General features: G+C 72.5%; 23 protein-coding genes and 1 riboswitch. Of the genes, 8 read left to right on the plus strand and 15 right to left on the minus strand.

Going from position 1 to position 25675, the window contains the following annotated elements:
• Nucleotides 1–137: 137 nt before the first annotated feature.
• The 4 genes from VIB11_RS05175 to VIB11_RS05190 form a co-directional block, all read right to left on the minus strand.
• Nucleotides 138–497 (minus strand): RNA polymerase-binding protein RbpA, encoded by a 360-nt coding sequence (locus VIB11_RS05175; RefSeq protein ID WP_332029021.1) that lies wholly within the window; start codon nucleotides 495–497, stop codon nucleotides 138–140.
• A 168-nt stretch (nucleotides 498–665) separates the two neighbouring features.
• The gene (locus VIB11_RS05180; protein WP_332029023.1) at nucleotides 666–2048 is read right to left on the minus strand and encodes an MFS transporter; all 1383 of its coding nucleotides are present in this window, start codon (nucleotides 2046–2048) and stop codon (nucleotides 666–668) included.
• Between the two features lie 88 nt (nucleotides 2049–2136).
• Nucleotides 2137–3309, minus strand: coding sequence for a M15 family metallopeptidase (locus VIB11_RS05185; RefSeq protein WP_332029025.1), 1173 nt, complete (start codon nucleotides 3307–3309; stop codon nucleotides 2137–2139).
• 230 nt (nucleotides 3310–3539) lie between these two features.
• A complete protein-coding gene (locus VIB11_RS05190) occupies nucleotides 3540–4064 on the minus strand; it encodes a GNAT family N-acetyltransferase (protein ID WP_332029027.1) in 525 nt (174 codons plus the stop codon).
• Between the two features lie 219 nt (nucleotides 4065–4283).
• Between VIB11_RS05190 and VIB11_RS05195 the strand changes: the two genes are divergently transcribed.
• Nucleotides 4284–4637: a single-stranded DNA-binding protein gene (locus tag VIB11_RS05195; RefSeq protein WP_332029029.1), complete on the plus strand. Its 354-nt coding sequence runs from the start codon at nucleotides 4284–4286 to the stop codon at nucleotides 4635–4637.
• A gap of 35 nt (nucleotides 4638–4672) precedes the next feature.
• Here the strand turns inward: VIB11_RS05195 and VIB11_RS05200 are convergent, their stop codons facing one another.
• Nucleotides 4673–4987 (minus strand): WhiB family transcriptional regulator, encoded by a 315-nt coding sequence (locus VIB11_RS05200; RefSeq protein ID WP_332029031.1) that lies wholly within the window; start codon nucleotides 4985–4987, stop codon nucleotides 4673–4675.
• Nucleotides 4988–5127: 140 nt separating this feature from the next.
• On the opposite strand from VIB11_RS05200, the gene VIB11_RS05205 reads away from it, so the two are divergent.
• On the plus strand, nucleotides 5128–6165 hold the full coding sequence (locus VIB11_RS05205) for a MerR family transcriptional regulator (RefSeq protein WP_332029033.1): 1038 nt from the start codon (nucleotides 5128–5130) through the stop codon (nucleotides 6163–6165).
• Between the two features lie 61 nt (nucleotides 6166–6226).
• Here VIB11_RS05205 and VIB11_RS05210 read toward each other — a convergent pair whose 3' ends face one another.
• The 3 genes from VIB11_RS05210 to VIB11_RS05220 all read right to left on the minus strand — a co-directional run bounded on the left by VIB11_RS05210 (nucleotide 6227) and on the right by VIB11_RS05220 (nucleotide 9330).
• A complete protein-coding gene (locus VIB11_RS05210) occupies nucleotides 6227–6790 on the minus strand; it encodes a dihydrofolate reductase family protein (RefSeq protein ID WP_332029035.1) in 564 nt (187 codons plus the stop codon).
• 111 nt (nucleotides 6791–6901) lie between these two features.
• On the minus strand, nucleotides 6902–7351 hold the full coding sequence (locus VIB11_RS05215; RefSeq protein WP_332029037.1) for a DUF5655 domain-containing protein: 450 nt from the start codon (nucleotides 7349–7351) through the stop codon (nucleotides 6902–6904).
• A gap of 2 nt (nucleotides 7352–7353) precedes the next feature.
• Complete coding sequence (locus tag VIB11_RS05220; protein WP_332029039.1) at nucleotides 7354–9330, minus strand: alpha-amylase family protein; 1977 nt, start codon at nucleotides 9328–9330, stop codon at nucleotides 7354–7356.
• Nucleotides 9331–9393: 63 nt separating this feature from the next.
• On the opposite strand from VIB11_RS05220, the gene VIB11_RS05225 reads away from it, so the two are divergent.
• The gene (locus VIB11_RS05225) at nucleotides 9394–10239 is read left to right on the plus strand and encodes a DUF72 domain-containing protein (protein ID WP_332029041.1); all 846 of its coding nucleotides are present in this window, start codon (nucleotides 9394–9396) and stop codon (nucleotides 10237–10239) included.
• 61 nt (nucleotides 10240–10300) lie between these two features.
• Here VIB11_RS05225 and VIB11_RS05230 read toward each other — a convergent pair whose 3' ends face one another.
• Nucleotides 10301–10921, minus strand: a complete 621-nt coding sequence (locus tag VIB11_RS05230) for an L-threonylcarbamoyladenylate synthase (protein ID WP_332029043.1) — start codon at nucleotides 10919–10921, stop codon at nucleotides 10301–10303.
• Nucleotides 10922–10992: 71 nt separating this feature from the next.
• On the opposite strand from VIB11_RS05230, the gene tdh reads away from it, so the two are divergent.
• Both tdh and VIB11_RS05240 read left to right on the plus strand, forming a co-directional pair.
• Entirely contained in the window at nucleotides 10993–12030 is a 1038-nt protein-coding gene (tdh, locus tag VIB11_RS05235) for an L-threonine 3-dehydrogenase (RefSeq protein WP_332029045.1), read from the plus strand.
• A gap of 72 nt (nucleotides 12031–12102) precedes the next feature.
• Nucleotides 12103–13296: a glycine C-acetyltransferase gene (locus VIB11_RS05240; RefSeq protein WP_332029047.1), complete on the plus strand. Its 1194-nt coding sequence runs from the start codon at nucleotides 12103–12105 to the stop codon at nucleotides 13294–13296.
• Here the strand turns inward: VIB11_RS05240 and VIB11_RS05245 are convergent.
• From VIB11_RS05245 to VIB11_RS05255, 3 genes are read right to left on the minus strand one after another with little or no spacing between them, the layout of a single operon-like run.
• Nucleotides 13293–13757, minus strand: a complete 465-nt coding sequence (locus VIB11_RS05245) for an OsmC family protein (RefSeq protein WP_332029048.1) — start codon at nucleotides 13755–13757, stop codon at nucleotides 13293–13295. The genes VIB11_RS05240 and VIB11_RS05245 overlap by 4 nt on opposite strands.
• 1 nt (nucleotide 13758) lies before the next feature.
• Nucleotides 13759–14301 carry a DUF1697 domain-containing protein gene (locus VIB11_RS05250; protein WP_332029049.1) on the minus strand — a complete coding sequence of 181 codons (543 nt, stop codon included), beginning with the start codon at nucleotides 14299–14301 and terminating at the stop codon, nucleotides 13759–13761.
• Nucleotide 14302: 1 nt separating this feature from the next.
• Entirely contained in the window at nucleotides 14303–15178 is an 876-nt protein-coding gene (locus VIB11_RS05255; RefSeq protein ID WP_332029051.1) for a PhzF family phenazine biosynthesis protein, read from the minus strand.
• 68 nt (nucleotides 15179–15246) lie between these two features.
• On the opposite strand from VIB11_RS05255, the gene VIB11_RS05260 reads away from it, so the two are divergent.
• Nucleotides 15247–15876, plus strand: coding sequence for a histidine phosphatase family protein (locus VIB11_RS05260; protein ID WP_332029053.1), 630 nt, complete (start codon nucleotides 15247–15249; stop codon nucleotides 15874–15876).
• A gap of 103 nt (nucleotides 15877–15979) precedes the next feature.
• On the opposite strand, the gene VIB11_RS05265 is transcribed toward VIB11_RS05260, so the two are convergent.
• On the minus strand, nucleotides 15980–17461 hold the full coding sequence (locus VIB11_RS05265) for a glutamate--cysteine ligase (RefSeq protein WP_332029055.1): 1482 nt from the start codon (nucleotides 17459–17461) through the stop codon (nucleotides 15980–15982).
• Nucleotides 17462–17610: 149 nt separating this feature from the next.
• Between VIB11_RS05265 and VIB11_RS05270 the strand changes: the two genes are divergently transcribed.
• On the plus strand, nucleotides 17611–18813 hold the full coding sequence (locus VIB11_RS05270) for an exonuclease SbcCD subunit D (protein WP_332029057.1): 1203 nt from the start codon (nucleotides 17611–17613) through the stop codon (nucleotides 18811–18813).
• Complete coding sequence (locus tag VIB11_RS05275; protein WP_332029059.1) at nucleotides 18810–21926, plus strand: AAA family ATPase; 3117 nt, start codon at nucleotides 18810–18812, stop codon at nucleotides 21924–21926. The genes VIB11_RS05270 and VIB11_RS05275 overlap by 4 nt, the downstream gene beginning before the upstream one ends.
• A gap of 76 nt (nucleotides 21927–22002) precedes the next feature.
• Here the strand turns inward: VIB11_RS05275 and gcvP are convergent, their stop codons facing one another.
• The gene (gene gcvP / locus VIB11_RS05280; RefSeq protein ID WP_332029061.1) at nucleotides 22003–24906 is read right to left on the minus strand and encodes an aminomethyl-transferring glycine dehydrogenase; all 2904 of its coding nucleotides are present in this window, start codon (nucleotides 24904–24906) and stop codon (nucleotides 22003–22005) included.
• A 75-nt stretch (nucleotides 24907–24981) separates the two neighbouring features.
• Nucleotides 24982–25079, minus strand: a riboswitch (glycine riboswitch).
• A gap of 73 nt (nucleotides 25080–25152) precedes the next feature.
• Nucleotides 25153–25674, minus strand: a complete 522-nt coding sequence (locus VIB11_RS05285; protein ID WP_332029063.1) for a MerR family transcriptional regulator — start codon at nucleotides 25672–25674, stop codon at nucleotides 25153–25155.
• Nucleotide 25675 lies beyond the last annotated feature (1 nt).

Raw genomic sequence — 25675 nt, forward strand, 5'->3', positions numbered from 1 at the left:
CCGCACGCCGGGGGTCACCAGGCGGGGCCGCAGCGGACGCGCTGCCCCAGCCCGCGGCCACGGGCATGACGAAGGCCACCCGCGGGCATGACGAAGGCCGCGCCCCCGGGTGGGGGCGCGGCCTTCGTTGCCGTGACCTAGGCGGTGCGCTTGCGCCGCGGCTTCTCGCCGCGTGACTCGCGCAGCAGGGTCAGTCGCTCCTCGAGGAGCTCCTCCAGCTCGGGGATGGAGCGCCGCTCGAGCAGCATGTCCCAGTGGGTGCGCTGGTGCTTGACCTGCTTGGCCTCGGGGGCCGGGCCGCCGACGAGACGGGCCTCGGCGCCGCAGCGGCACTCCCAGGTGGGCGGAATCTCGGCCTCGACCGAGAACGGCAACTCGATCTTGTGGCCGTTGGGGCACTCGTACGTCGTGATCTGGCGCTCACTGGGGACGACGTGCTCGTCGGTCTCCAGGCTGAGCGCACCCAGACGGGTGCCTCGAAGGGATCGTTCTGCCATGAGGGGTCCTCCAACGTGGTTCCCGGCGACAGGAAGGTTCGGCGGGTACACCAGCCACAACGACATCCGCTCGCGCATTGTTCCGCTCTCGGCGGACAACCTGCGATGGGCGTATGGCCTTGCTCACACTGCCCCGTCAGGGCCCCTGCCGTCGCCGGGCGGAGCCGCTCAGACGACCCGCGGCAGCTCGTTCCCGGCGTCGAGAATGCCCTTGCGGACGTCCACCTTCGCCAGCAGGACGCCACCCAGCACGAAGAAGACGACGAGCGCGATGATCGCCCAGCGGTAGGAGTGGGTGAGCTGGTGCACGAGGCCGAAGGTGAGGGTGCCGAACCAGCTCGTGCCGCGCTCCATGGCCTGGTAGAGGCTGAAGAACTCGGCCTCCCGGTTCTTCGGGATGAGCTGGCTGAAGAGCGAGCGGCTGAGCGCCTGGCTGCCGCCCAGGACGACGCCGATGAGGACCCCGAGGGCGATGAACGGCAGGAAGGCCTGTTCGGGGACGAGGAAGGCCAGCCCGACGGTGACGGTCCACAGCACCAGGGACAGCAGGACGCTGCGCCAGGCGCCGATGCGACCGGCCAGCCGCCCGAAGAGCAGCGCGCCGCCGAACGCGACGAACTGCACCAGCAGGATCGTGGTGATGAGCTGCTGCTGGGTGAACCTCAGCTCCTCGGCGCCGTACAGGCTGGAGACGCCGATCACGGTCTGGATGCCGTCGTTGAAGAAGAGGTAGGCCAGGAGGAACAACATCGTCTGCGGAAAGGCGCGCAGCTCGCGGAAGGTGTCCCAGAGCTGTCGCACGCTGCCGCCGACGACGCCGGCCTCGCGGGCGACCTCGGGCCGCTCGACGCCGCGCAGGTCCCACATCCCCTTCACCGGGATGATCGTGAACAGCGCCCACCACAGCCCCGCCGACAGCAGGCTGACCCGGACCGCCGTCTCGGTGTCGAGCCCGAACGGCCTGAGCGTGACGAGGGCGAGGTTGAGGGCCAGCAGCAGGCCCCCGCCGAGGTAGCCGAGCGCCCAGCCGCGCGAGGAGACGGCATCACGGTCGTCGGGGCCGGCGATACGGCACAGCATGGAGTCGTACACCACCTGCGCCGAGCCCAGGCACACCGCCGCGACCATCATCAGCCCGACGCCCAGCTGCCAGTTGCTGCCGACCAGGAAGAACATCAGCGAAGCCGCGGCTGCGCCGACCCAGGCGAAGCCGCCGAGGAGGCGGGCGGGGCGGGGCGAGCGGTCGGCGATGGCTCCCACGAAGATCAGCACGATCGCGGACAGGATGGTGGCAGCCGTGACGGTGTACGGCACGAGCGATCCGGGGTCGACCGGGACGCCGAGCACGCTGAGGTTGGTCAGGCACTTCGCGCCCTCGGCGAGGTCGGGGCAGGCGTCCTCCTTGGCCACCGCCGTGAGGTAGGGCCCGAGCAGGACGGTGGCGGTCGTGGTGACGTACGCCGAGTTGGCCCAGTCGTACCAGTACCAGGACCTGCGGAAGCGCGCGTTCTGCGCGTCGCTGTCCGCCGGGGCGGCGACCTCAGATGTCATGGCTGCAGCGTGGCACAGCGCGCACCGCGGGCCATGGGTATCCGAGCCCAACCTCCAGCGTGTCCCTGGTCGGCCGCCCGGGGCAGGCTCAGCCGGCGTACTCCCAGTGCCACGGCTCCGGAAGGGATCCGCCCGCCTGTGCCCAGCTGGGGTGGAACCAGCCGTAGAGAGGGGCGTTCTGGCGCATCCACAGGTGTGCACCCGTCGCGAAGCTGTTGATTCCGCCGCACAGGTCCACGGCCAGGCCGCGGCCGTGCTCGCTGGTGCCGGGCGTCGCGGCCCACGTGCCCTTCTCGGCCTTGACGGCGACCTGCTCGGCCAGTGAGCGGTAGCTGTCGGTGACGCAGATGGGGGAGCCGGTGTCCCGCTCGTAGGCGGCGCTCATGGCGTTGAAGGCCGCCGCCGCACCAGGGCGCAGCGACTCGCCCGGCGCACCGCTGAGCGGGCACAGCGCCCTGGCCGGGATGGCGCCGTTGGGGTACTCCCGCTCGTCGCCCGAGCATGCCTTGCCCGAGGGGTCGGCGAAGAGCTCGGGCACCTTCAGCGCCTTGCGCAGCTCGCGGGTCGTCTCCACGGCGCGGGGGTCCTCCGAGCCGAGCAGGATCCCGGAGATCGGGCCCACCTTGGCGACCTGTGCCGCATAGAGGGCACGGGTGGCCTCCAGCTCCTGCTTCTGGCGAACGATGATGGCGTCGAGCTGCCGTTTCGCGGCGGCGGCCTGGGCGGCGGCCGCGGTCGCCGCCGCGCGGGCGTCGATGGCCTTGACTGCCGCCTCCTGCTGTTCGGCGGCCAGGCCCTGGACCCGCTCGAGCGCGTGGACGCGCTGCTCGCTGATGTACGCGAGGGCGGCCAGGGGGTCGATCGCCTCGGCCGCTGGTGTGTTGAGTGAGTCGAGCATCGCGGTCATCTCGGCGAGGGAGCCCCCGCCGGAGTAGGCGTCGAAGGCCCACTGGCCGATGGCCCGTCGGTCGTCGGAGGCCTGCGCGTGGAGGGACTCGAAGAGGGCGACGTTGCGGTCGGCCTCGGCCCGAGCGCGTCGCTCGGCGTCCCGGGCGGTGGCGTACTCCTGCAGCAGGGTGTTCGCCTGGCGGGCCAGGCGCTCGAGCCGGGTCGTGGCGGCGCCGATCTGCGAGCTCGTCCCGAGCAGGTTGTCGCGCAGTCTCTCCGCCTCCGCGATCTGCGCGGCGAGCTCACCGGGGCTCAGGGTGTGCTCCGGGTGCGCGGTCTCCGTGGCCGGAGTGCTGGTGGCCGGCGCGCTCATGGACGACGCGGGGCTGGGGGAGGGGGTCGGCGAGGGGGTGGCCTGGGCGGTGGGCTGACCCAGCCACAGCCCCGCTGCGAGCGCCGCGCACACCGCCGCGCCCAGCCCTCTGGTCGAACCCACTGTGGCGTACCCCTGTGTCCTCTGGACTCGGCGGGAGCTCTGGTGCCCGCTCGCCGAGGGGCGAGCCCGGCCCGCCCACGAATGTCAAGAAATGGTAAAGCGACGCCTCACGCCGGCGAATCCCCCGAACGGGCCAGGGGAGGGGTCAGGTCCTTGGCCAGCAGTGCGACGGTCTTGCCCGGCTGGCCGAGCCGGCCCACCTCGACGTACCCGCGGCCCGCGTGGAACGCGAGCGAGGCAGGGTTCGGCGGTTCGATGTTCACCTCCAGGGCCAGCCGGCCCGCCGGCGCCGCCTCACGCTCGAGCTGGTCGTAGACAGCCGTCCCCAGGCCGAGGCGGCGGAACCGGTCGTCGAGCACGATCCGGTCGAGGTAGTGGAAGTGGGCTCCGTAGAGGTCCGAGAACCACTGGTAGTTGGGCGAGTCGTAGCCGGTGCCCGGCCCGAAGGTGATGACGAAGCCGGCTGCTGCTCCGTCGACATCGATGACGTCGGCCCGCCGCGCCCAGGCGACCAGCTGCCCGAGACGCTGGCGGTCCATGGGTGCCAGCAGGTCGACGTTGCGCTCGTTGAGCCGCAGGACGAGGGGAACGTCGTCGTCCTCGATGGGGCGCAGCACGAGCGGGGTGGTCACCGGTCCAGTCTTCCAGTCCCGTGCCGGGCCGACAGGTGGATGACGGATCCCATGGCCCCATGGCCGCATCGCTCCCGCCGATCACTCCACAGGGCGGTGGGGTGCGGCCCCGGCGTCCACAGGCGGAGGCCGGCTCGGTCACGCGCCCTCCCTCACCGCGACACTCGGGGCAGCGCCCTCGGTGTGCGCATATCGGCGGACGACGGCCAGGAGACCAGGATGGCGACGGAGCAGCAGGCTGCGGGGGAGTGGGCGAACGAGGTGCACCTCGTGGGCCGCGTGAGCGCGGACCCGGACGAGCGCGAGATGCCCAGTGGCGACACGGTGGTGCTGTTCCGCCTGGTCGTGCCCAGGGACTCCGCCGCGGTCGGGCCGGGCGGCGCGAGTGTCGACACCATCGACATCGCCTGCTGGGCCGGACGTGCCAAGTCCAGTGGGCGCCGGCTGCGCGCCGGCGACCATGCCGAGGTGAGTGGGGCGCTGCGCCGACGGTTCTTCCGCACCGGCGGCGGCCCGGCGAGCCGGTACGAGGTGGACGCCCGGGCGGTTCGCCGGACACGCCGGGCGGGCTGACGGTGACCCGTCGCCCGCCCGGCGCGGCTTCCGGCTCAGCTGGCGATCTGGCCGCCGATCAGGGCCCGGCGCTCGTCGGTGTTCAGGCCGCCCCACACGCCGTGCGACTCGCGCACCGCGAGAGCGTGGTCGAGGCACTGCCGCACCACGGGGCAGCGCTCGCAGAACGCCTTGGCGGCGGCCTCACGCTGCCGACGGCGCGCGCCCCGCTCGGCCTGGGGGGAGAAGAAGGTCTCGGGGTCTGCCTCGTTGCAGGCGCCCTGGTACTGCCACTCGTAGCTGTCGAGCAGGGGCATCGGAAGACGCTTGGTGCTGGCCATGACGTTCCTTCTCTTCATGCGGCTCTTCATGTGGGCTCGTCGTCACGGGGATCGGTGGCGAACTGCTTCACAACCTATTCATAAACTTGTTCAAAGGGCAAGCCTCGTTGAACAGGTTTATGCTCTGTTCAGAAGCCGTTGTCCAGTCGGGGGTGCGAAGGGAGAGTCACGTGGCAGACACCCAGCACATCTCGACGACGACCCCGGGCACGGCGGCACCGGGGGGTTCCACAGCCGCCATGGAGGCCGTTCCGCCGCCGCACGGCAGCGCGCCGACCGAGGCCGTCGACCTCCTCGCGTGGAGCGTGGGGGCCGTGGCCGAGCGGCTCGACCTCACCCCGTCGACGCTGCGCACCTGGGACCGGCGTTACGGCATCGGCCCCTCGCAGCGCACCGAGGGGGGCCATCGTCGCTACGACGAGGTCGACATCCAGAGGGTGCGCCTCATGGCCCAGCTCACGGGTCGTGGCGTGCCGGCCAGCACCGCCGCTCGGGTGGCGACGTCGATCGACGCGCCCGCGCTGGCCTCGGCGCTCGGTCCGGGGCCCGGTGCCAGCGCCGTGGCCCAGCATGCTGCGGAGAGCACCATCGAGGCGATCGTCTCGTCGGCTGCGGAGCTGGACGCCGACGGGCTGGCCCGGGTCTACCAGCGGGTGACCCGCGAGAGCGATCTCGTCAGCGCCTGGACGGCCGTGCTGGCCCCAGCCCTGCGGCGCATCGGCGAGCGCTGGAGGGACGGCTCCATGGGCGTCGACTCCGAGCACCTCGCCAGCGAGCTGCTGGTGAACGAGCTGCGCGCGCTGACCCAGTCGAACCGGTCGCGGGTTGCGGGGCGGCGTCGGGTGGTGCTCGCCAGCGCCGACGAGGAGCAGCACTACCTGCCGCTCGTCGCGATCGAGGCCGAGCTGTCGCTGCAGGGCGTCGGCTGCGTCTTCCTGGGCCCGCGGGTGCCCGTCGAGGCGTTGCTGGACCTGCTCGGGCGCACCTCGCCTCCGGTGGTCTTCCTGTGGGCCTCGATCAGCCGGCCGACGAAGGACCCGCTGTGGCGGACACTGGTGGCAGCCGAACGCGCGACGACACTGGTGATCGGCGGTCCGGGTTGGCCGGCTGAGCTCCCGGAGCCGCCGTCCGGGAACGTCACCGTGCGTCGCGCCGACTCGCTCGACGAGGCGTGCGCCCTGCTGACCGGCGCGATCGGCGCGGTGTAGGGCGCTGCAGGTCCGTGTCAGCCCGGTCTGGGCACGGTGAAGCCCAGGACGGCCGCGGAACTCAGCGCCTGGTCTCGTACCTGGTGAGGACCACGCCATCGGGAAACGTCCGGGTCTCCACCAGGTTCAGGTTCACCCAGTTGTCCAGGGCCGTGAAGAACGGCGTGCCCCTGCCCACCAAGACCGGTGCGGTGGCCAACACGTACTCGTCGATCAGCCCGGCCCGCATGGCCGCCGCGGCGAGCGTGGCGCCACCGATGTCCATGGGGCCGCCGTCCTCGGCCTTGAGCCGGGTGATCTCGGTGACCGCGTCGCCGGTGACCAGGCGGGTGTTCCAGTCGACCGTGCTGGTCGTCGAGGAGAACACCACCTTCGGCATGTCCCGCCAGCGGCGGGCGAACTCGATCTCCGCCGGGGTGACGCCGGGCTGTTGGTCGGCGGTCGGCCAGTGGGAGCTCATCGTCTCCCACAGCTTGCGCCCGTACAGCGCCAGGCCCGTCGCCCCGACCCGGTCGGACCACCACTGGAACAGCTCGTCGCTCGGCACGCTCCAGCCGATGTCGTCGCCCGGCCCGGCGATGTAGCCGTCCACGCTCAGGTTCATGCCGAAGGTGAGTTTTCGCATGGCGTCAGCCTTCGTGAGTCGGTCTTCGATGTCCAGACCAGCATGGCGCGGAAGAGTATCGATTTCGCCGATAATCCACATTATGTCAATTCACCGATGGCGGGATCTCGCTCACGACTCCCCTCGGTCCGTGGGGCCCGGCTCCTGGCCCTCCGCCTGGCCCGCCTGGTCTCGCTGCTGCTCCGGGTCGGGAGCCTGGTCCAGGTAGGCCTCGGCCAGCCACTGCGCCACCTGGTCGTCGACCTCTCCGGGGCTGCGCATCTCGAGGTGGTGCATCCAGACGCGCGGCGCGGGCCGCACGACCTCCTTGATCCGTGGCGACTCGACCCGCCGCCGCAGGGCGATCGACAGCACCGCCGGCACCTCGGAGCGCAGGTACTGCCCGGGCCGCCACACGAACGCGAAGCTCCGGCCGTGGCGCAGGGCGATCTGGCTGCGCGACACCCGCTCCTCGTAGTCCCCCAGCGCCGCGACCGCCGCCGTGACCGAGCGGTACACCGCCAGGCCGTCCTCGTGGCCGGCGAAGAACTCCTCGGGTGTGTGCGGAGTCAGCACGGCCATGCCTACCCGCCACCGCCCTCCGCTGCGCCCCCCGGAACCGGCAGGCTTCTCACGGTGCCCGCCTCCACGACCCACCACGCGGCATACGGGCTCAGCAGCACCTGGCCGTCGGCGCCGCCGTAGACGTCGTGACCGCCGAGGGCGTTGTGGGGTGCGCCGATCCCGGCCGCGGCGAACTCGGCGAACGCGAACGGCCGCCAGGTGTCGGTGACGTTGTAGACACAGACCATCGGGCCGCTCGGGTGTTGGCGGACCACCGCGAGGACCCCGTCGTCGGTGTGCGGCAACACGTGGGTCACGGCGGCCGCGTGCAGCTGCGGCAGGGCGCCTCGGACCCGCGCGAGGTGTGCCAGTCCCTGGAACACCCGCGCCGGCACCGTCCGCAGGTCGCCGCGCCTCGCGGCCGTGTCCCAGTCGAGCCGGGGCCGGTGGGCCCACCGGTTGTCCCCCTCGTGCCCGGGCTCGGCCGCCCAGTCGGGGTCGTTCGGCAGCGCGAGCTCGTCGCCGCTCCACACCACCGGTATGCCGCCCCAGCCGGCCACGACCGCGTGCGCCAGGAAAAGGCGCGCCAGCGCGGTGTTCTCACCGCGGACACTGACCGCGTCAGCCAGGCCGGTCAGCGACGCGGCGGTGCCGCTGATGCGCTTGTCCCCCGTCGCCGGGTTGTGCTGGAACACCAGGCCCCGGGCCCACGACGCCGGGAACTCCCCCGCGTACCAGTCCGAGAGGAACCGGCGATGGGCGAAGCCGTCGAGGCCCACGGCGCGTGCGTCCTCGTCGTCGATGGCCCAGCCGATGTCGTCGTGACACCGGACGTAGCAGATCCACGTGCCCGAGGGCGGCGTCGGCGGGAGCGCCGAGAGGGCGTGCCGGGCGAGCACGACGTTCCCGGCAGCGAGCATCGACCACACCTGCACCATGAGGCTGTTGTGGTACGCGAGCTCGCTGAGCCGCCCGGCATGCTCCCCCGTCCCGAGGTACTGCACCAGGTCGCGCGGCCCGACGATGGCCTCGGCCTTGAAAACCGTTGCGGGACAGGCGATTCGGGTGACGGCGCGCAGGGCCTGGGTCAGGGCGTGCACCTCGGGCTGGTTCTGGCAGCTGGTGCCGAGGCGCTTCCACGTGAAGGCGATCGCGTCCAGGCGCAACACCTCCACCCCGAGGTTGGCGAGGAACAGGACGATGTCGGAGTACTCGACCAGCACCTCCGGGTTCGCCCAGTTGACGTCCCACTGCCACTCGTTGAACGTCGTCCAGACCCAGCCCCCGAGCTCCGCGTCGAAGGTGAAGCTGCCGGGCGCGAAGTCGGGGAAGACTTCGGGGAGGGTCTGCTCGTAGGCGTCCGGCATCTCCCGGTCCGGGTAGACGTAGAAGTACTCCCGGTACCGCTCCTCCCCCGCCCTCGCGCGCGCCGCCCATTCGTGCTCGCGCGCGACGTGGTTGAGCACCAGGTCGAGCACCAGGGAGATCCCGTGCGAGCGCAGCCGGCGCGTCAGGTCGCGCAGGTCCCCCACCGTGCCGAGGTCGGGGTGCACCGTCCGGTAGTCCTGCACGGCATAGCCGCCGTCGTTGTCGCCCTCCCGGGGCTGGAGCAGCGGCATGAGGTGGAGGTAGGTGACCCCGAGCTCCTCGAGGTAGTCCAGGTGGTCGGGGATCTGTGCAAGTGTGCCGGCGAATCTGTCTGTGTAGCAGGCATATCCGAACATCTCGGGCCGCTGGAGCCAGTCCGGGCGCAGCACCCGCTGCTGGTCGAGCCGCCGCAGGTCGGGGTCACGCTCCCGGTACGCCGTCGCGGCCCGTTCCACGAGCCGGACCGCGAGCGCCGGGGTGTCGTGGTCCGGGTACACGGCGGCCAGTCCGGCCACGAGGTCCTCCCACCAACGCTCCAGCCGCAGGTCGAAGAGCTCCTGCTCCGCCGGCGGCATGGTGCGCAGCTGAATCCGTGCCGCGTCGCGTGCGGACTCGATGCCGGAGGCCATGAGGCGATTCAAGCGCACTCTCGGCCACGGCGCGTGGCGGCCCGCACGGCCTAGGCTCGGTCCATGGGCCGTGTCAGGGTCGGCATCTCGGGGTGGCGCTACCCCGCGTGGCGTGGCGACTTCTACCCCGAGGGCCTGCGCCACGCGGACGAGCTGGCCTACGTCGCGGAGCGGATGGACACCGTCGAGATCAACGGCTCCTTCTACTCGCTCCAGAGGCCCAGCTCGTATGCCGCGTGGCGGGCGGCCGTGCCCGAGGGCTTCGTCTTCGCCGTCAAGGGCGGTCGGTTCATCACGCACATGAAGCGCCTGGAGGGCGTGGAGACTCCCCTGGCGAACTTCTTCGCCTCCGGGGTGCTGGCCCTCGGCCCGACCCTGGGCCCGGTGCTGTGGCAGCTGCCCGCGAGCCTGCCGTTCGACGCCGTGCGTCTCGAGCGGTTCTTCGCGCTCCTCCCCCGCACCACGGCTCAGGCGGCCGAGCTCGCTGGGCACCACGACGACAAGCTCGCCGAGGACCGGGCACTGACCTCTGCCGAGACGGACCAGCCACTGCGGCACGCCCTGGAGCCGCGCCACGCGAGCTTCGACACCCCTGAGGCTCGCCGGCTGCTGGCCGACCACGGGGTCGCGATGGTCCTGGCCGACAGCGCGGGCCGCTGGCCGCGCATGGGCGACGGGAGCGCCGACTTCCACTACGTCCGGCTGCACGGCGACACCGAGCTCTACGCCAGCGGCTACAGCGGCCGGGCCCTCGACCGCTGGGCGGAGCAGTGCCGTGCCTGGGCGGCCGGCGGCACCGACGTGTTCGTCTACTTCGACAACGACGCCAGGGGCCACGCGCCCCACGACGCACTCGCCCTCGCAGCCCGCGTGCACCCTCCCAGCGCCGCCGAGCGCGTGGCGCGGTGACGTCCTCGGCCCCGCGGGGTGCCCGGCTGGCGACCCCGTCGCCCGCCACGCGGCACACGGCTCACTCGAAGGGGGTCGGGTCCCCCGCGCCGCGGCGCACCACCTCGGGCACGCCGCTGGAGAAGTCGACGACCGTCGTGGGCTCGAGGCCGCACTCCCCCGAGTCGATCACGGCGTCGACGAGGTGGTCGAGGCGCTCCTTGATCTCCCAGCCCTGGGTCATGGGCTCCGCGTCGCCGGGCATCAGCAGGGTGCTCGACAGGATCGGCTCGCCGAGCTCGGCGAGCAGCGCCTGCACCACCCGGTGGTCGGGGATGCGCACCCCGACGGTCTTCTTCTTCGGGTGCAGCAGCCGGCGCGGCACCTCCTTGGTGGCCGGGAGGATGAAGGTGTACTGCCCGGGCGTGGCCGCCTTCACCGCGCGGAACACCGCGTTGTCGAGGTGGACCATCTGCCCGAGCTGCGCGAAGTCCTTGCACACGAGCGTGAAGTCGTGGCGGTCGTCGAGGTGGCGGATGCGCAGGATGCGGTCCTTCCCGTCCTGGTTGCCGAGGGCGCAGCCGAGGGCGAAGCAGGAGTCGGTCGGGTAGGCCACCAGGCCGCCGTCGCGGAGGATCTGCACCGCCTGGCTGATGGCGCGCGGCTGCGGGTCGACCGGGTGGACGTCGAAGTACCTCGCCATGGACGTGACTGTATTCCGTGCGGCGGCCCCGTGCGGGATGCCCGCCTCGCTGCGCCCACTATGTTGGGCGCGTGCGCGCACTCGTGAAGACCACCGCCGGCCCCGGCCTCGAGCTGACCGACGTCCCGGAACCAGCCGTGGGGCCCGCCGACGTGAAGATCCGCGTCCTGCGCGCGGGGCTGTGCGGAACCGACCTGCACCTCGAGCAGTGGGACGACTGGGCCGCCTCCACGGTGCACCCACCGATGGTGATCGGACACGAGTTCTACGGCGAGGTCGTCGAGGTGGGCGAGGACGTCACCAGCGTGACGGTCGGCCAGCGGGCCTCCGGCGAGGGGCACATCGTGTGCGGCACCTGCCGCAACTGCCGTGCCGGCCGGCGGCACGTCTGCATCCACACCAAGGGTGTCGGGGTCAACCGTGACGGGGCGTTCGCCGACTACGTCGTGATCCCGGCGAGCAACGTGTGGATCCAGCCCGACGACCTCGACCCCGACCTCGGGGCGGTGTTCGACCCGCTCGGCAACGCGACGCACACCGCGCTGTCGTTCCCGATGGCCGGGGAGGACGTCGTCATCACCGGCGCCGGCCCCATCGGGGTGATGGCGGCCGCCATCGCGCGCCACGTCGGCGCGCGCCACGTCGTGGTCACCGACATCAGCGACTACCGCCTCGACCTCGCCAAGAACGCCGGCGCCGACCTGGTCGTCAACGCCCAGCGCAGCGATCTCCGCTCGGCGATGGCCGAGCTCGGGATGAAGGAGGGCTTCGACATCGGCCTGGAGATGTCCGGCGTGCCCTCGGCGGTCGAGGACATGCTCGCCAACATGAACCACGGCGGCCGGGTGGCGATGCTGGGGCTCCCCCAGGACGCCTTCCCCATCGACTGGGGCCGGGTGATCACGCACATGATCACCATCAAGGGCATCTACGGCCGCGAGATGTACGACACCTGGTACGCCATGAGCTCGATGCTCCAGACCTCGTCCCTGCTGCGCGAGCGGGTCGCAGCGGTCATCACGCACCGCTTCCCCGCCGAGCAGTGGCAGGACGCCTTCGCCGCCGCCCGTTCGGGGCAGTGCGGGAAGGTCGTCATGGACTGGAGCTGACCGGGCTGCCACGGGCCGCTCCCCCTCCGCACACCCCTCCCCCACCACCCACCACCGCTGAGGACTGATCGCATGTACGGCGCCGTCAAGGACGAGATCCGGGCCACCCTCGAGGAGATCCGGGCTGCAGGGCTCTACAAGGACGAGCGGGAGCTCACCTCGCCGCAGAACGCGCACATCACGACGGCCAAGGCCGAGGCGATCAACTTCTGCGCCAACAACTACCTCGGGCTCGCCGACCACCCGGACGTCGTCGCCGCCGCCCGGGCCGCCCTGGACGAGTGGGGCTTCGGCATGGCGAGCGTGCGGTTCATCTGCGGCACGCAGACGCTGCACAAGCGCCTCGAGCAGGCGATCTCGCAGTTCCTGCAGATGCAGGACACGATCCTCTACTCGTCCTGCTTCGACGCCAACGGAGGGGTCTTCGAGGTGCTCTTCGGCACCGAGGACGCCATCATCTCCGATGAGCTGAACCACGCCTCCCTCATCGACGGCATCCGGCTCTCCAAGGCCGCGCGGTACCGCTACCGGAACGCCGACATGGCCGACCTCGAAGCCCAGCTCGAGGCTGCCGACGCGGCCGGCGCCCGGCGCAAGGTCGTCGTCACCGACGGGGTCTTCTCGATGGACGGCTACCTCGCGCCGCTCGACCAGATCTGCGACCTCGCCGAGAGGCACGGGGCGCTGGTGATGGTCGACGACTCGCACGCGGTGGGCTTCGTCGGCGCCGGTGGCCGCGGGACCCCGGAGCACTTCGGCGTCATGGACCGCGTCGACATCATCACCGGCACCCTCGGCAAGGCCCTCGGCGGCGCGTCGGGGGGCTACGTCAGCGCCCACCAGGAGATCGTCGAGCTGCTGCGCCAGCGGTCGCGGCCGTACCTGTTCTCCAACGCGGTGGCGCCCGTGGTCGCCGCCGGGTCCATGAAGGCGCTGGAGATCGCGGCGACCTCCGACGAGGCCCGGCAGACCCTTCAGGGCAACACCGCGCTCTTCCGCGAGCTGATGACTGCCGAAGGGTTCGAGCTGCTGCCCGGCTCGCACCCGATCACCCCGGTGATGTTCCCCGGTGAGGATGGCGCCCGGCGCGCGGCGGAGACCGCCGACGCCATGCTCGCCGAGGGCGTCTACGTCATCGCCTTCTCCTACCCCGTCGTGCCGCAGGGCAGGGCCCGGATCCGGGTGCAGCTGTCCGCCGCGCACTCCGAGGGCGACGTCCGTGCGTGCGTCGCGGCGTTCGTCGCCGCCCGCGACAGGGTCGGCTAGGACCCGTCGGAGGGCTGACCCGGCTCCGCCAGGCGGGTGTCGATCGGCGTTCCCAGCTCCACCGTGCGGCTGACCGTGCAGAGCCGGTCGTGGGAGCGCTTCACGGCCTCCGGCAGCCGCTCGCGGGCCCGGTCACCCTCCTCGCCCTCGGGAAAGGTCACGGTGAACCTCAGCTCGAGGCCGCCCATGAAGTTCCCTCCGTCGTCCCGCAGCTTCTCGCCCGCGGCCGTGACGGTGAACGTCTCCGGGTCGACCCGCTTCGTGGTGATGTAGTCGACGTCGATGGCGGTGCAGCCGGCGATCGCGGTCAGCAGCAGCTCCACCGGTGTGAAGTCGGCGCCGTCACCGCCGATCCGGATGGTCCCGCCGCGGACGTTCGTGACGTCGAAGACGCCCTTGCCCACCCGGGTCATCGACACCGAGCGGTGCCCCAGGCCGGTGCCGCCGGTCTCCTCTGCCATGTCAGCTGCCCCATTTCTGTGCCAGTGTGCGGACGACGGTGAGGTTCCGCGTGGTCGCGGGCCCGCCGACGATCTTCTCGACCTGGGCATTGCCCAGCTTCGCCTCGTGGAACGGCTTGGCCAGCTCCACGAGCACATCCTTGCCGACCACGAAGGCTCGCTCGCCGGGGGCCTCCCACGCCTCGAACGCGCCCTGCGCCCCGGCGGCGTCGGCGCTGCCCTTGCAGAAGGCGACATACCGAGCGAGCACGCCCGACGCGGCCGCTGGTATGCCGTCTGCCGCCTCGATGAGTGCCGTCAGCTCAGCGGGGCGGCGGGCCATCGTGACGATCTCGAAACCGGCGGCCTCGCCCAGGCACTCGGAGACGGCGGCCTCCACCCGCTCGGCGCTGCGCATCCGTGTGCCGACCAGGAGGTTGCCGCTCTGGATGTGCGAGGCGACGTCGAGGAAGGCGTTCTCCTCCAGCACCCTGCGCGCCTGCTCCATCCTCAGGACGCGCCCGCCGACGTTGACCGCGCGGAGGAAGACGACGTAGGCCGGCATGTCAGAGCTCGACCTCGCCGGATCCCATCTCCCGGACCAGGCCCCCGACGCGCACGACCCCGTCGTCAGCGACGCTCAGGCGAAGGGTCGACGGCCGGCCGGCCTGCTCGCCCTGGCTGACCTCCCAGGCGATGCCGGTGCGGCCCTGCGCGACCAGCCAGGCACCGAGGTTCGAGCACGCCGACCCGGTGGCGGGGTCCTCGATCGCGGCAGCTCCCTGCGTGAAGAGCGCCCTGGCCACCACCGTCCCGGGCCCCGTGGGCGCCCACAGGTACACCAGGGTCTCGCCACCGCGGGTGCCCATCCCGGCGTACCGGCGCATGAGCGCGGCGTCACCGGTCGCCCGTCGGACGGCCTCGGGGGAGGCGGCCTGCGCGATGATCTGGCCGCTGCCGGTGCTGACCTGCTGGACGGGGCCCACCAGGTCGCCGGCTGCCAGCCCCACGGTCCCGGCGATCTCGTCGGGGTCCAGCTCGCGCTCGATGACGCCGCGGTGGGCGGTGAGGGTCCAGGTGCTGCCCTCCGCCTCGACGGTGACCACCCCGGCCGGCATCGACAGGCGCACCGCGCCCCCCTGCCCGAGCAGATCGCGGAGGACCTGGGCGGTGCCGAGCGTCGGGTGACCGGCGAAGGCCATCTCGTAGCTGGGGGTGAAGATCCGGACGTCCGCGTCGGCCGCGGTGCCCTCCCCGGGCGTCGTCGACCGGCCGGCCAGCCGCACGATGAAGGTCGTCTCGGACAGGTTGAACTGCCGGGCGAGCCCCTGCATCTGGGAGTCGTCGAGTCCTGCGGCGTCCTCGAACACGCACAACGGGTTGCCCGAGAACGGGTCGCCCTCACGGGCGAAGACGTTGAGCAGCCGGTAGCGCAGCCTCATGGGGCCACTCTTCCAGACGGCTGCGACGCCGCGCGCCCGGGCAGGCGGTGGCCCCTAGGGTGAGCCTGGTGAGCGCCGAACCGTCGTCCCCGCCGCAGCACCCCGAGGGCAGGCTCGTGCTCCTGCGCCATGGTGAGACCGAGTGGTCTCGATCCGGCCGGCACACCGGCCGCACCGACGTCCCCCTGACGCCCGGGGGCGAGGCCGACGCCGGCTCGCTGTCCTCCGCCCTCCAGGCCTTCGACCTCGTCCTCGTGCTGTCCTCACCGCTGCAGCGGGCGCGGCGCACCGCTGAGCTGGCCGGCCTCTCCCCCGAGCTCGACCACGACCTGGTGGAGTGGGACTACGGCGGCTACGAGGGGCTCACCACCGCGCAGATCCGCGACTCCGTCGGCTACGACTGGACCGTCTTCGAGCACGGCGTGCCCTCCGGCGAGACGCCCGGCGAGGCAGTCGAGGACGTCGCGGCGAGGGCCGGGCGCGTGGTCCGGCGGGTCGTCGAGGCCATGGCCACCGGCGACGTCGCCCTCGTGGCGCACGGCCACCTCCTGCGGGTCCTCACGGCGGTGTTCCTGCGGCAGGAGCCGCGGCTGGGCGCACAGCTGCTCCTCGACGCCGGCTCCCTGTGCGTGCTCGAGTTCGAGCGGGAGCGCCCGGCCATCCGGGTGTGGAACCAGCCGGTCACGCGCCACGCCTGAGCCGGTGTGCCTGAGCCGGTGTGCCTGGGCCGGTGTGCCGCCGTGCGGCTGCCCACGCGCGTGACTGGCCCACCGCGGCATACGGCGGAGGACGGCACCGCCCTCAGGGCAGTGGCCACGTGTGCACGGGCTCGTTGCTGTGCATGTTCGTGGTGTAGAGCTCGAGCATCCGGCTCAAGGCGGCCTGGCGGTCCAGGCCCTGGCCCTCGAGGCGCTCCACCGCCTGGGTCTGCCACGTCGCGCCGTTGGTGCTGGTCTTGCAACGGCCCTCGATCACCGACAGGTAGCGCTCCCGCACCGCGTCGGAGACCCCCCACTCCTGCAGGCCCTCGTGGGCGAGCGGGAGCAGGTGGCGCAGCACGAGCTCGTCCGCGCCGACCTGTCCGTAGCCGGGCCAGTACAGCATCGCGTCGATGCCGTCCCTGGCGGCGGTGCGGAAGTTCTGCTCGGCGACGGCGAAGCTCATCTTGGTCCAGACCGGCCGGTCGTCGGCGGCGAGCTTGCGGATCACGCCGTAGTAGAAGGCAGCGTTGGCCAGGACGTCGATGATGCTCGGCCCGGCAGGCAGGACGCGGTTCTCCACGCGCAGGTGCGGGCGACCCTGGACGATGTCGTAGATGGGACGGTTCCAGCGGTAGACGGTCCCGTTGTGCAGCCGCAGCTCGGCCAGGGAGGGCGCCTCCCCGGCCTCGAGCATCGCGACCGGGTCCTCGTCGGAGACCTCCGCGAGCAGGGCCGGGAAGTAGCGGACGTTCTCCTCGAACAGGTCGAAGATCGAGGTGACCCAGCGCTCGCCGAAGAAGACGCGCGGGCGGACCCCCTGGTTCTTCAGCTCGACGCTGCGGGTGTCGGTGGCCTGGCTGAAGAGCTCGATCCGGGTCTCCGCGTGGAGCCGCTGGCCGAAGAAGAACGGAGAGTTCGCCGCCAGCGCGATCTGGGGCGCGACCAGGGCCTGGGCGGCGTTCCAGTGCGCGGCGAAGTCCTGGGGTGCGACCTGGAGGTGCAGCTGCACGCTGGTGCAGGCCGACTCCGGGGCGATCGAGTCGCAGTAGGTGGCGACCCGCTCGCCAGTGGGGCCCTCGATGTCGAGGTAGATGTCCTCGCCGCGGGCGTAGAAGATCGAGTCGTTCAGGGCGGTGTAGCGGTTGTTCGCGCTGATCCACTCGCCCTGGAAGTGCTCCGGCATGATCGTCGGCAGGATCCCGACGGCGACGATGTGCGCCCCGCGCTTGCGGGCAGCCGCGTCGGCTGCGTTCAGCGAGTCGCGCAGCTCCTGCTCGAGCTGCAGGGCGGTGTCGCCGGGCAGCGGGCGCGGCGGCACGTTGAGCTCGATGTTGTAGCGCGCGAGCTCGGTCTGGTAGCCGGGGTCGGCGATCTCCTCCAGGACCTCGGCGTTGGCGAACTTCGGCTGGTAGCCCTCGTCGACGAGGTTGAGCTCGATCTCCAGGCCGGTCATCGGCCGGTCGAACTCGAAATGGCTCTGGGAGAGCATCCGCTCGAACACGTCGAGGTTCTGGCGCACCTTCTCGCGGTACCGCTGCCGCTGCTCGCGCGTGTAGCTCTGCGCGCTGACCTCTTCGCCCACCGGACCTCCTCCCGCTCGCTGACGGTGTCTCTGGAATGACCCAACCACACCGGTGGCGCCCGTGCTACCGCATCCCCCCAGCCGGCCGATCCGAGGCTCGCCCGGCCAAATCAGCGGCTCTGTCGGTGACCTCTCCTAGCCTTCGTGGCGTGCGCTTGATCCACACCTCCGACTGGCACCTGGGCCGCTCCTTCCACCAGGTGGGGCTGCTCGACGCCCAGTCGGCCTACCTCGACCACCTGGTCGAGACCGTGCGCGCCGAGAAGGTCGACGCGGTGCTGGTCTCCGGTGACGTCTACGACCGGGCGCTTCCCGCGCCCGACACCGTCGAGCTGCTGTCGGAGGCGGTGACCCGGCTCATCGATGCCGGCGCGCAGGTCGTGCTCTCCAGCGGCAACCACGACTCAGCCATCCGGCTCGGCTTCGCCGCGTCGCTCCTGGAGCGGGCGGGCCTGCACATCCGCAGCTCGCTGGGGTCGGTCGGCCGCCCCGTTCTCATCGACGGCGTGGCCGTCTACCCCCTCCCCTACCTCGAGCCGTCCGTGGCGGCGGAGCCCCTCGGCGCGTCCGAGCGCACCCACGCGGGCGTCCTCACGGCGGCGATGGGTCGGGTGCGCGCGGACCACGACGCTCGTGGCCTGCCCTCGGTCGTGATGTCCCACGCGTTCGTCAACGGCGGCGCCACCAGCGACTCCGAGCGCGACATCACCGTCGGAGGCGTCGCGATGGTGCACCCGCGGGTGTTCGGCGGCAGCTCCTACGTCGCCCTCGGTCACCTGCACGGCCAGCAGCAGATCTCCGAGACCGTGCGCTACTCGGGCTCGCCCGTGGCCATGTCCTTCAGCGAGTCCGGCCACACCAAGGGGTCGTGGCTCGTCGACGTCGACACGTCGGGTGTGCGGGTCGAGCAGGTCCCGGCCCCGGTCCTCCGCCCGCTCGCCGTCCTGCGCGGGGAGCTGCGCGACCTGCTCGAGCGTCCCGACCACGTGACCGCGGAGCACTCCTGGTGCCAGGTCACGCTCACCGACGCGGTGCGCCCGCCCGGCGCGATGGAGCAGGTCCGGCGCCGTTTCCCGCACACCCTGTCGCTGCTCTTCGACCCGCAGGGTGCGCCGGTCCCCGTCAGCTCCTATGCCGCGCGCGTGGCCCGGAGGTCCGAGGTCGAGGTCTGCTGTGACTTCCTCTCGCACGTTCGCGGTGGTCACGGGGCGACCGACCCCGAGCGAGCGCTGCTGGCCGATGCCGTCGAGGCCGTGCGGCTGGGCCGCGCCGGTCACGACGGCGAGGGCGCGGTCACCGCCGGCTCGGCCACGTCCGGTGCCGCGGCGCGACGCGAGGAGGGCGTGGCGTGAGGCTGCACCGCCTGTCCATGACCGCGTTCGGCCCTTTCGCGGGCACCGTCGACATCGACTTCGACGAGGTCTCGTCGGGGGGCCTGTTCCTCATCCGGGGCGCCACCGGCGCCGGCAAGACCAGCATCCTCGACGCGGTCTGCTTCGCGCTGTATGCCGCGGTGCCGGGAGCGCGCCCCGGTGGCCGCTCGCTGCGCAGCGACCACGCCCCGAGGGACGTCGTGCCGACGGTCACGCTGGAGTTCACGGCGGCCGGTCGCCGCTTCCGGGTCGAGCGCTCGCCCGAGTTCCTGCGGCCCAAGAAGCGTGGCGACGGCGAGACCAAGTCCCCCGCCCGGGTCGTCCTCCACGAGAGGCTCGGCGGCACCTGGGTCGGTCGAGACACCAGGCACGACGACGTCGCGGCCGTGCTCACCGAGGTGCTGGGGATGGGCCTGGAGCAGTTCAGCAAGGTGGTGCTGCTGCCGCAGGGCGAGTTCGCTGCCTTCCTGCGCGCCACCCCGGAGGCGCGGCGAGAGCTCCTGGAGCGGCTGTTCGACGTGTCGTCCTTCGCCGGTGTCGAGGAGTGGTTCGCCGGCGAGCGGCGTCGCACCGGCGAGGTCCTGGCGCAGTGCCGCGCCGACGTTGCCACCGACCTCGCGCGGCTCGCCGACGCCGTGGCGGACGCGCCGCCGGCCCTTCTCGAGGGCACCCCCGACTGGCGCGAGCTCGACCCGCACGAGGTTCCCGGGCGCCTGGCGCAGCTGCAGGTCGCGCTCGAGGAGCTCGCGGTGGCGACCCTGGCCTCCCTCGACCGCGCGACGGGCGATGCCGCCGCCGCTGCCGCACGCCGCCGCTCGGCCGAGCAGACACTGGCGCTGCAGGCGAAGGCCGCCCGCGCGACCACCGAGCTGGCGGCGCTCGACGAGGCTCACGCCGTCCAGGGGCAGGCACGCGCGACGCTGGCGGTGGCCGGCCGCGCAGCCACCGTCAGCGGTGACCTCAAGGCGGTCGAGCGGGCCGCCGGCGAGGTGGCGCGGGCGAGGTCCCGGGCCGCCGACACCGGGGCAGCACTGTCCGGCTTCGGCCTCGACGACAGGGATGCCGACGGCGTCGCGCAGTGGGCCGAGCGGCTGCACGCCTGCGACGACGACCTCGCCGAGGCGGCAGGTCTGGCCCGCGCCGCCACCGAGAAGGCCGAGCGCGGCCAGCTGCTCCGCCGCCAGGCTGCCACCGCCGAGGCCCAGGCCGTGGACCTCGCGGCCGCCACCGAACGCGCCGACGACGCGTCCGAGGCCGCCGAGCGCGACCTCGCCCAGACCCGGGAGGCCGCCGCAGCCCTCGACGGACTGCGGGCCAGGGCGGAGTCCGCGACCGCGCTGCTCTCCCTCCGCGAGGCCCACGACCGCGGCGAGACCGAGCGCACCGCGCTCACCGGTCGCATCGCCGCCGCGCGCGCCCACGAGCAGGACCTGCGACAGGAGCTCCTGGACCTTCGCGAGGCGCGGCTCACAGGGATGGCAGGCGAGCTCGCCGAGTCCCTGGCCGACGGGTCGCCGTGCCCCGTCTGCGGCTCCTGCGCCCATCCGGTGCCCGCCACCCGCACCACCGCCGTGACGACCGACGACATCTCCTCGGCGGACGACAGGTGGACCACCGCTCGCGGGTCGCTCGACCGGCTCGAGCGGGAGCTGGTGGCGGCGGACACCGCAGCGGCCTCCCGGGAGGCGCTGCTGGGCGGTGACCAGCGTGGTGCCGACGAGCTCGGGCAGGTGGCCGAAGAGGCGCGTACCGCCCTCGCGGCAGCGCTGGCGACGGCCCAGCGCCTGGGTTCCGCCACCGAGGCGTACGAGCGCGCCCAGGCCGAGCGCAGGCGCGTGGCGACACGCGCCGACCAGCTGCGGGCCAGCCTGCTGACGACCTCCGCGACAGCAGACGAGCTGGAGCGGGGAGCCCGTGCCGAGGCCAGCGCAGCCCGCGACCTGCTCGAGGACCACGAGCGGCTGTGCCCGTGCGCCGACCCCGCTCGCGCGGCGCAGACCTTCCGCCAGGACGGCCCCGGCGACCACACCCCCGGCGACGAGGGCACCACGTTGGCAAGGTTCCTCGACCAGGTGCAGTCACGGCACCGAGCCACCAGTGCGGCGGCGGAGCGGCACGTCAGCGCCCTGCGCGACCTCAGCCTCGCCGAGCAGAGCCACACGGCTGCCCTGGAGGCGCTCGTGTCATCGCTCGCCGACCAGGGCTTCGGGTCCGCCGACGAGGCCCGTCAGGCACTGTTGCCGGCCCCGGAGGTCAGACGCCTGGAGGCCCTGTGCCGCGAGTACGACCGCGCCCGCACGGCCGCCGAGACGGTGCTGTCCGAGCCGGACGTGGTCGCGGCCGCGGAGTCCCCTGCACCAGACGTCGAGGCCCTGCGTGAGGCCGAGAGCGACGCGCACACGCGGCTGCTGCGTGCGCAGGACGCGGAGACCCTCGCCCGCCGCACCCTGGCAGCCGTTGCCCGCCTGCACCCGCGGCTGGTCACGCAGTGCGAGGCGATCGGCCCTGCCGCGGCCCGGCATGCGCGGGTGCGAGACCTGGCCGACACCTTCGCCGGCACGGGCGGCAACAACGCGCTGCGGATGCGGCTCTCCTCGTTCGTGCTGGCGGCCCGTCTCGAGCGCGTGGCCGACCTGGCCAACGAGCGGCTGGCCCTGATGGGCGAGGGCCGCTACCGGCTGCAGCACTCCGACGGTCTCGCCGCCCGTGGGGCGCGCAGTGGCCTGGGCCTGCGTGTCCTCGACCTGTGGACGGGGCAGACACGTGACACCGCGACGCTGTCCGGCGGTGAGGCCTTCATGGCCTCCCTCGCCCTCGCCCTCGGGCTCGCCGACGCCGTGCGCGAGGAGTCCGGTGGTTTCGACCTGCAGACCCTGTTCGTCGACGAGGGCTTCGGCACTCTCGACGACGAGAGCCTCGAGCAGGTCATGGCGGTGCTCGACGCCCTCCGCGAGGGCGGGCGTGCCGTCGGAGTCGTGAGCCACGTGGCCGAGCTCCGCAGCCGCATCCCCTGCCAGATCACCGTCGACAAGACCGAGAGCGGGTCGACCGTCCACGTGGCCGGCGGGGGAACGGCGGAGCCGGCCGCCTGACACCTGGGTCGGGCAGCCGGCTCCGCGGGGCCTGCGTCAGGGCAGCGTCACTCCTGCGCCACCCTGCGCCCCCCTGTCACTCCTGGAAGGACTCCGGCGGCGGGCACGAGCAGACGAGGTGGCGGTCGCCGTAGGCACCGTCGATCCGGCTCACTGGCGGCCAGTACTTGTCGGCCGCCTCGACCCCGACGGGGAAGGCCGCCGTCCCCCGGTCGTACGGGTACTCCCACTTGCCGGCCAGGGCCGCAGCGGTGTGGGGGGCGTTGCGCAGCATGCTGTCGACCAGCGGGACCTCCCCCGCCTCCACCTCGGCGATCTCCTGACGGATCGCGATCATGGCGTCGCAGAACCGGTCGAGCTCGTAGAGGTCCTCGCTCTCCGTCGGCTCCACCATCAGGGTCCCGGCCACCGGGAACGACATGGTCGGGGCGTGGAACCCGTAGTCGATGAGCCGCTTGGCGACGTCGTCGACCGTGACCCCGGTCCGCTTCGTGAGGTCGCGCAGGTCGAGGATGCACTCGTGGGCGACGATGCCGTCGTGGCCCGAGTAGAGCACCGGGTAGTGCTCCCGCAGCCTCGTGGCGACGTAGTTGGCGTTGAGGACCGCGACCTGGGTGGCCCGTGTCAGTCCCGCCCCGCCCATCAGCCGCACGTACGCCCACGAGATCGGCAGGATGCTCGCCGAGCCGTAGGGCGCCCCGGAGATGGGGCCGACCCCGGTCTCCGGGCCCGCCTCGGGTGCCAGCGGGTGGTTCGGCAGGTACGGCGCGAGGTGGGCTCGCAGCGCGACCGGACCGACGCCCGGGCCGCCGCCGCCGTGCGGGATGCAGAACGTCTTGTGCAGGTTCAGGTGCGAGACGTCCGCCCCGAACCGGCCCGGCTGGGCCAGGCCGACCAGAGCGTTGAGGTTGGCGCCGTCGACGTAGACCTGGCCTCCGGCGTCGTGCACGAGGGCACACAGCTCGGTGATGGTGTCCTCGAAGACACCGTGCGTGGACGGGTAGGTCACCATGATCGCCGCGAGCTGGTCGTGGTGCTGCTCGACCTTGGCCCGCAGGTCGTCCATGTCGATGTCGCCGCCGGGGGCGGTCTTCACGACGACCACCTTCATGCCGGCCATGACGGCGCTGGCAGCGTTGGTGCCGTGCGCGCTGGCGGGGATCAGGCAGATGCGCCGTGCGTCCTCGCCGCGGGCCTGGTGGTAGGCGCGGATCGCGAGCAGGCCGGCGAGCTCGCCCTGGGACCCGGCGTTCGGCTGGAGCGACACGGCGTCGTAGCCGGTGATCGAGCACAGCCATGCCTCGAGGTCGTCGATCAGCTGGCGGATGCCCTCGGTCTGCGTCGGCGGCGCGAACGGGTGCAGCTCGGCGAACTCCGGCCAGGTGACCGCCTGCATCTCGGTGGTCGCATTGAGCTTCATCGTGCACGAGCCGAGCGGGATCATCCCGCGGTCGAGCGCGAAGTCGCGGTCCGCCAGTCGGCGCAGGTAGCGCAGCATGGAGGTCTCGCTGTGGTGGGCGCTGAACACCGGGTGGGTGAGGTACTCGCTGGTGCGGACCAGCTCCTGCGGCCACGACGGCCGCGCGACCTCGACGGTGCCGTTGCCGGTGACGCCGAAGGCCGCCCAGACGGCGTCGAGGTCGTCCTGCACCGTCGTCTCGTCGGTGCTGATGGAGACGCGGTCGGCGTCGACCCGCCACAGGTTCACACCCCGGTTGGCCGCCTCGCGCACGATCTCGTCGGCCTGCCCGGGCACCGACACCGTGACGGTGTCGAAGTACGTCCGGGTCAGCACCTCGATCCCCGCGGCGGCGAGGCCGTCCGCCAGGGCGCGGGCGTAGGCGTGGGTGCGGCGCGCGATGGCGGCCAGCCCCGCGGGGCCGTGGTACACGGCGTACATCGAGGCCATGACGGCGAGCAGGACCTGGGCGGTGCAGATGTTCGAGGTCGCCTTCTCACGGCGGATGTGCTGCTCCCGCGTCTGCAGCGCCAGCCGATAGGCGGGGGCGCCGTCGGCATCGACGGAGACGCCGACGAGCCGGCCCGGGAGGGACCGCTCGAGGCCGGGGCGCACGCTCATGTAGCCGGCGTGCGGGCCACCGAAGCCCATCGGCACACCGAAGCGCTGGCTCGTGCCCACGGCGACGTCTGCCCCCCACTCCCCCGGCGGGGTCGCCAGCGTGAGCGCCAGCAGGTCCGCGGCCGCGGTCACCAGTGCGCCGGCGTCGTGGGCAGCCTCCGCGAGTCCGCGCCAGTCGCGCAGCTCGCCGTCGCCACCGGGGTACTGCACCACCACGCCGAAGACGTCGCGGCCGCCGGCGGCCGAGCGCAGGCCGTCGGTGCTGTCGACGCCGGCCACGTCGGCCACCACGAGCTCGATGCCGAGGGGCACGGCCCTGGTCTGCATGACGGCGATCGTCTGCGGGAAGACGTGCTCGTCCACGAGCAGCACCGACTCCGCGGGGGCCTTGCTGGCTCGGCGCATCAGGGTCATGGCCTCGGCGGCAGCGGTGCTCTCGTCCAGCAGCGAGGCGCCGGCGGTCGGCAGGCCGGTCAGGTCGCTCACGACGGTCTGGAAGTTGAGCAGCGCCTCGAGACGCCCCTGGGAGATCTCCGGCTGGTAGGGCGTGTACGCGGTGTACCAGGCCGGGTTCTCCAGCACGTTGCGCTGGATGACGGCCGGGGTGACGGTCCCGTAGTAGCCCAGCCCGATCATCGACGTCAGGACGTGGTTGCGCCGTGCCAGCGCGCGCAGCTCCTCGACGACCGCGGCCTCGGAGTAGGCCGCGTCGAGGTGGAGCGCCTGGGTCGAACGGATGGCGCCGGGGATCGCCGTGTCGGCGAGGCTCTCGAGACTGCCCTGCCCGACCGCGTCGAGCATGGCCCGGACGTCGGACTCTCGCGGGCCGATGTGGCGGGCGACGAAGTCCGGGAACTCGCCGGCTCCTGCGGGGGGCTGCGAGGGTGCTGCGTGCGACATGAGGCTCCTGACAAAGTCCGACGAGGGAGACCTCCCCATCTGTCACCGCGCCCGCGGGCGCCGCTCCAGAGGTGCCTGATCCGTGTGGTCCTGGCGCCTGAGAGGTTCCGGGGAGTTTGCCCCTTCGGCGCCCCGCCGTGCCTGGCACGCGGGGACTCTCCCACACGGGGTGATCAGCGCCCCAAATCTACAACACGAGCCCGCCCCCACGGTGGGGACGGGCTCGAGTCGGCGGGCCGTGGTGGGTCAGGCGAGTCGGGCCTGGCGCCGGGCCCGGAGCTCGTCGCCGGGGTGGGCGGCCTGGGTGTCGTCCTCGGTGCGCTCACTCGGCAGCTCGGCGAGCTCGCCCTCGACCTCGCGCCAGACGCGGCCGACAGCGATGCCGAAGACGCCCTGACCGCCCTGCACGAGGTCGATGACCTCGTCGGCGGAGGTGCACTCGTAGACGGAGGCGCCGTCGCTCATGAGCGTGATCTGGGCGAGGTCCTCGACGCCGCGCTCGCGCAGCGCCTGGATCGCCACCCGGATCTGCTGGAGGGAGACCCCGGTGTCGAGGAGGCGCTTGACGACCTTGAGCACGAGGATGTCGCGGAAGCCGTAGAGCCGCTGGGTGCCCGATCCGGTCGCGCCGCGCACCGACGGCTCCACGAGGCCGGTGCGGGCCCAGTAGTCGAGCTGGCGGTAGGTGATGCCGGCGGCCTTGCAGGCGGTCGGCCCGCGGTAGCCGATGTCCTCGCTCAGCTCCGGGAGGTCGTCCGTGAACAACAGG

Source organism: Pedococcus sp. (genome assembly GCF_036554925.1).
Lineage (GTDB): Bacteria > Actinomycetota > Actinomycetes > Actinomycetales > Dermatophilaceae > Pedococcus_A.

Excerpts from the sequence above, each read along its gene's own strand:
- gcvP (WP_332029061.1), bottom strand. The coding sequence starts at position 24,906 with ATGTCGCACGCAGCACCCTCGCAGCCCCCCGCAGGAGCCGGCGAGTTC.
- VIB11_RS05185 (WP_332029025.1), bottom strand. The coding sequence starts at position 3,309 with ATGAGCGCGCCGGCCACCAGCACTCCGGCCACGGAGACCGCGCACCCG.
- VIB11_RS05240 (WP_332029047.1), top strand. The coding sequence starts at position 12,103 with ATGTACGGCGCCGTCAAGGACGAGATCCGGGCCACCCTCGAGGAGATC.
- VIB11_RS05245 (WP_332029048.1), bottom strand. The coding sequence starts at position 13,757 with ATGGCAGAGGAGACCGGCGGCACCGGCCTGGGGCACCGCTCGGTGTCG.
- VIB11_RS05175 (WP_332029021.1), bottom strand. The coding sequence starts at position 497 with ATGGCAGAACGATCCCTTCGAGGCACCCGTCTGGGTGCGCTCAGCCTG.
- VIB11_RS05180 (WP_332029023.1), bottom strand. The coding sequence starts at position 2,048 with ATGACATCTGAGGTCGCCGCCCCGGCGGACAGCGACGCGCAGAACGCG.
- VIB11_RS05210 (WP_332029035.1), bottom strand. The coding sequence starts at position 6,790 with ATGCGAAAACTCACCTTCGGCATGAACCTGAGCGTGGACGGCTACATC.
- VIB11_RS05220 (WP_332029039.1), bottom strand. The coding sequence starts at position 9,330 with ATGGCCTCCGGCATCGAGTCCGCACGCGACGCGGCACGGATTCAGCTG.
- VIB11_RS05255 (WP_332029051.1), bottom strand. The coding sequence starts at position 15,178 with ATGAGGCTGCGCTACCGGCTGCTCAACGTCTTCGCCCGTGAGGGCGAC.
- VIB11_RS05215 (WP_332029037.1), bottom strand. The coding sequence starts at position 7,351 with ATGGCCGTGCTGACTCCGCACACACCCGAGGAGTTCTTCGCCGGCCAC.
- VIB11_RS05250 (WP_332029049.1), bottom strand. The coding sequence starts at position 14,301 with ATGCCGGCCTACGTCGTCTTCCTCCGCGCGGTCAACGTCGGCGGGCGC.
- VIB11_RS05225 (WP_332029041.1), top strand. The coding sequence starts at position 9,394 with ATGGGCCGTGTCAGGGTCGGCATCTCGGGGTGGCGCTACCCCGCGTGG.
- VIB11_RS05195 (WP_332029029.1), top strand. The coding sequence starts at position 4,284 with ATGGCGACGGAGCAGCAGGCTGCGGGGGAGTGGGCGAACGAGGTGCAC.
- VIB11_RS05200 (WP_332029031.1), bottom strand. The coding sequence starts at position 4,987 with ATGAAGAGCCGCATGAAGAGAAGGAACGTCATGGCCAGCACCAAGCGT.
- VIB11_RS05230 (WP_332029043.1), bottom strand. The coding sequence starts at position 10,921 with ATGGCGAGGTACTTCGACGTCCACCCGGTCGACCCGCAGCCGCGCGCC.